Genomic DNA, 3,284 nt, shown 5'->3' with positions numbered 1-3,284 from the left:
GCCGCTCATTCCCGCGAGGTGATCGTCGAAAACGGCGGCGACATCTGGCTCCATGGCAACCGCGAGCGCACCGTCGGCGTGTTCGCGGGCGCTTCGCCCGTCACGGGCAAGCTGGCGGTGAAGCTCGACGCGGCCCTGATGCCGTGTGCGGTATGCACCTCGTCCGGCACCGTCGGCCCGTCGCTCAGCTTCGGCAAGGCTGATGCCGCCATCGCCGTGGCTGGCTCCGGCGCGCTCGCCGACGCCGCCGCGACCGCGGTCGCTAACGCGGTCAAAGCCGCCGACGATGTCAACGCCGCCCTCGAACTCGCCCAACGAATCCCTGGTGTGCTCGGCATCGTCATAGTAGTAGGCACCGATCTAGGGGCTTGGGGCCACGTCGAACTCACAGACATGCATGCGGCGTCGTAGGGTGGACGCCCACGACCCCGTCCGGTCGCTTGACGTGGTACAATGTGGCAAATCCGCAGAGGAGGGCAATTGATATGCTGCCCCAGATGCTGAAATGGCGAGTGGTCGTTTGCTGCGGCTTGGCTGTCGCCGTTCTCGCGGGTCAGGCGGCCGCGGAGACGGACGAGCTGCGCATCCCGCTCTCCGAGCGCAAGCGCATCGCCGTCCTGCCGTTCGATGACGGCGCCATCAGGCAGAGCAGCTATTTCGGCCGCGTGTTCGATGTCGGCAAAGGCGTGGCGGATATGCTGACCACGGCCCTGGTCAACACGCGCAAGTTCCGCGTCATCGAGCGCGAGAAGGTGGACGCGGTCATCGCCGAGCAGGACCTGGCAACGTCGGGTCGCGTTGACCCGGCAACTGCCGCGCAGATCGGCAAGATCCTCGGCGCGGACTACCTGCTCATGGGGCGGGTCACCGAGTTTGCGGTCGAGACGAAAGGCGGCAGCCTCGGCGCGCTGGGGCGCGGTGATCTGCGCGATCTCAGCCTGAGTCGCAGCGTCGCCGCCGTCAAGCTCGACGGCCGCCTCGTGGACACCACCACCGCCGAGATCCTGTTCGCCTTCACCGGCGGCGGTCACGACAGCCGGGCCAACGTCGGAGTCGCCATCCGCGATATCGGGCGCGTCAGCTTCGGCAGCGCCGAATTCATGCGCACTATCCTCGGCGCCGCCACTCGCCAGGCGGTCGAGTCCTCCGCCAAGCGCGTCGCGCAAGGCGCAGACGAAGTCGTCTACCAGCCGCCCGACCTCTCCGACATCAGCGGCTACGTGGTATATATTGATGGGGAGCGCATCATGACCAACCTCGGCGCGCGCTACGGCGTCAAGGTCGGTGACCGCTTCCAGGTGCTGCGCCGCGGCCAGGAGATCCGCGATCCCGAGACCGGCGAACTGCTTACGATCATCACCCAGCCCGTGGGCGTGCTGCGCATCGAGTCGGTCGAAGACAAGGTGTCCATCGGCTCTCTGCCCGAGCGCGCCGGCGCCCTCGCCGTTCAGATCGGAGATATGGTCAAGCCGCTCAACCCGTAGACTAAGCCGGGCCGGACTCGCGGGCATCGCTCCCGCCCCTTTCCGGCGGAGGCCGGGAGAGGCTTGGGACATTCGCGACGCCGCAGGGTCAGCTCGCATTCGCCCGCTCAGCCGGCGCCGAAATGGATAGCTGTGGGGTCGTGTACCGCCGACCATAGGCCCGGCGCCGGGGCGCGCGCGTCCTGACTCAGGAGAAGCCGTTGCCGTATCGCCTCGAAAACCGCCGCATCATCCGCGCCGCATTGGCCGCTTTCGCCGTCGCCTTTGCCCTCGGGGCCACGGCCGCCCACGCCGGATTCGAGCGCAGCCTCGAGAAGATGCTCGGCAACCAGGCGCGCAACGCCATCGAAGCCCAGTACGTCGTCATCGCCGAGGGCCCCGCTGCGGAGTACCTCCAGCGCACGGGCGAATCGCTCGTGGACGCCTCGCCCCGCCACGACATCGAGTACACCTTCAAGCTCCTCGACACCGAGCAGGTCAATGCCTTCGCGCTGCCCTGGGGTTACGTCTACGTCACCACCGGCATGCTCCGCTTCGTTGACTCCTCCGACCAGCTCGCCGGTGTCGTCGGCCACGAGATCGCCCACGTCAGCCAGAAGCACTCCCTGGACGCCTTCAAGAAGCAGTTCTGGGCGTCCCTGCTGCTCGGCGTGATTGAGGCGCCGGCCGCCTTGCTTACCGCTGGCAACGTCGGCGCCACGCTCTACCTGCTGCGCCACAGCCGCAAGGATGAGCAGGACTCCGACAAGCTCGGCGCGCGGTACGCCTATACCGCCGGGTACGACGCATCCCAGCTCGCCGATTTCCTGCGCAAGCTGCACGCAGAGCAGAAACGCAAGCCGAGCAGCATTGAGATCTACCTGTCCACGCACCCCACCGGCGAACGACGCCAGGAGCGACTGGCGGAGCTGCCCGAACTCGATCAGGATAACCCGGAAGTCGCTGCACATACCGCCCGGGGATTCCTCGACCGGCACCTGGCGAACCAAGCGGTGGTCGCTTACCGCCGCGCCGCTTCGCTCGCGCCCGCGGACGCCGAAGCCCGCGCTGGCCTGGTGCGCGCGTATGCTGAGGCAGGCGACGCGCAACTCGCAAGGCAGGAGCTGGCGCGCGCCCTGGAGATCGGCCTCAGCGAGGAGGACGCGAGGACACTGGAGATGGTCGTGGCCGAGGCCCCGCCGGCGCCCGGGCGCGACGTCTCCGCCGACGAATCCGACGCGCAGCCGCGCGTGCATTCCGATGAACAGCGATTGGCCGACGTCCGCGAGGCGGCTGCCGCCTGGAGCATGGATGCGCAGGAGCCCGCGCGCAAGATCGAGGAGCGCTCGAAGTCATTGGGGGAACGGGTGCGCGGCGTCGCCCGGCGGATGAGCATGACCGGTGCCTTCGGCAGCCCCGCGTTCGGCACCCAGCGCGTGATGGAGAAGGCGGAGACCGCCCTGTACCTGATCGCCGAGACGACGGATCGCGTGGGGGCGACAGGTGAAGGGCTCAAATCGGTGTCCGCGACCGCTGGGGAGATCCTAGCCGCGGTGGAGCGCGATTCCGCCGCTCCGGCCGCCGCCGGCGATCGCGCCCGTTGGCAGGCCCTGGCGCGCGAAATCGCCGAGGTCGTCGCGACTGCGGAGGAGGAAACCCAGCAGGTGTCCGAGCAGGCCTTGCGTGCCGCCAAGCTGGCCGACGAGGCGGTCGGCCACCTGAATTCCGCCGTGAGCGCGATGGCGACCGAGTTCAACGCGTTCGGCGGATTGCGCGGCAGCGCGCCGTTCCTCGGCTTGGCGGAAGGTGACGCGGACCGTG

The 3,284-nt window shown here is 68.5% G+C and carries 3 protein-coding genes; all 3 read left to right on the top strand.

The genetic code is table 11. The features are described from left to right. Positions 1 to 411, top strand: a 411-nt coding sequence (locus tag JSV65_04580) for a UPF0280 family protein (protein UCH35631.1), incomplete at its 5' end; no start/stop codon positions are given. A gap of 74 nt (positions 412 to 485) precedes the next feature. Next, positions 486 to 1,484, top strand: a complete 999-nt coding sequence (locus JSV65_04575) for a hypothetical protein (GenBank protein UCH35630.1) — start codon at positions 486 to 488, stop codon at positions 1,482 to 1,484. Between the two features lie 200 nt (positions 1,485 to 1,684). Next, positions 1,685 to 3,284, top strand: a 1,600-nt coding sequence (locus tag JSV65_04570; protein UCH35629.1) for a M48 family metalloprotease, incomplete at its 3' end; no start/stop codon positions are given.

This window comes from Armatimonadota bacterium, from assembly GCA_020354555.1.
Taxonomy (GTDB): Bacteria; Armatimonadota; Hebobacteria.
Note: the sequence above shows the minus strand (reverse complement) of the source record. Positions and strands in the feature narration are given on the sequence as shown.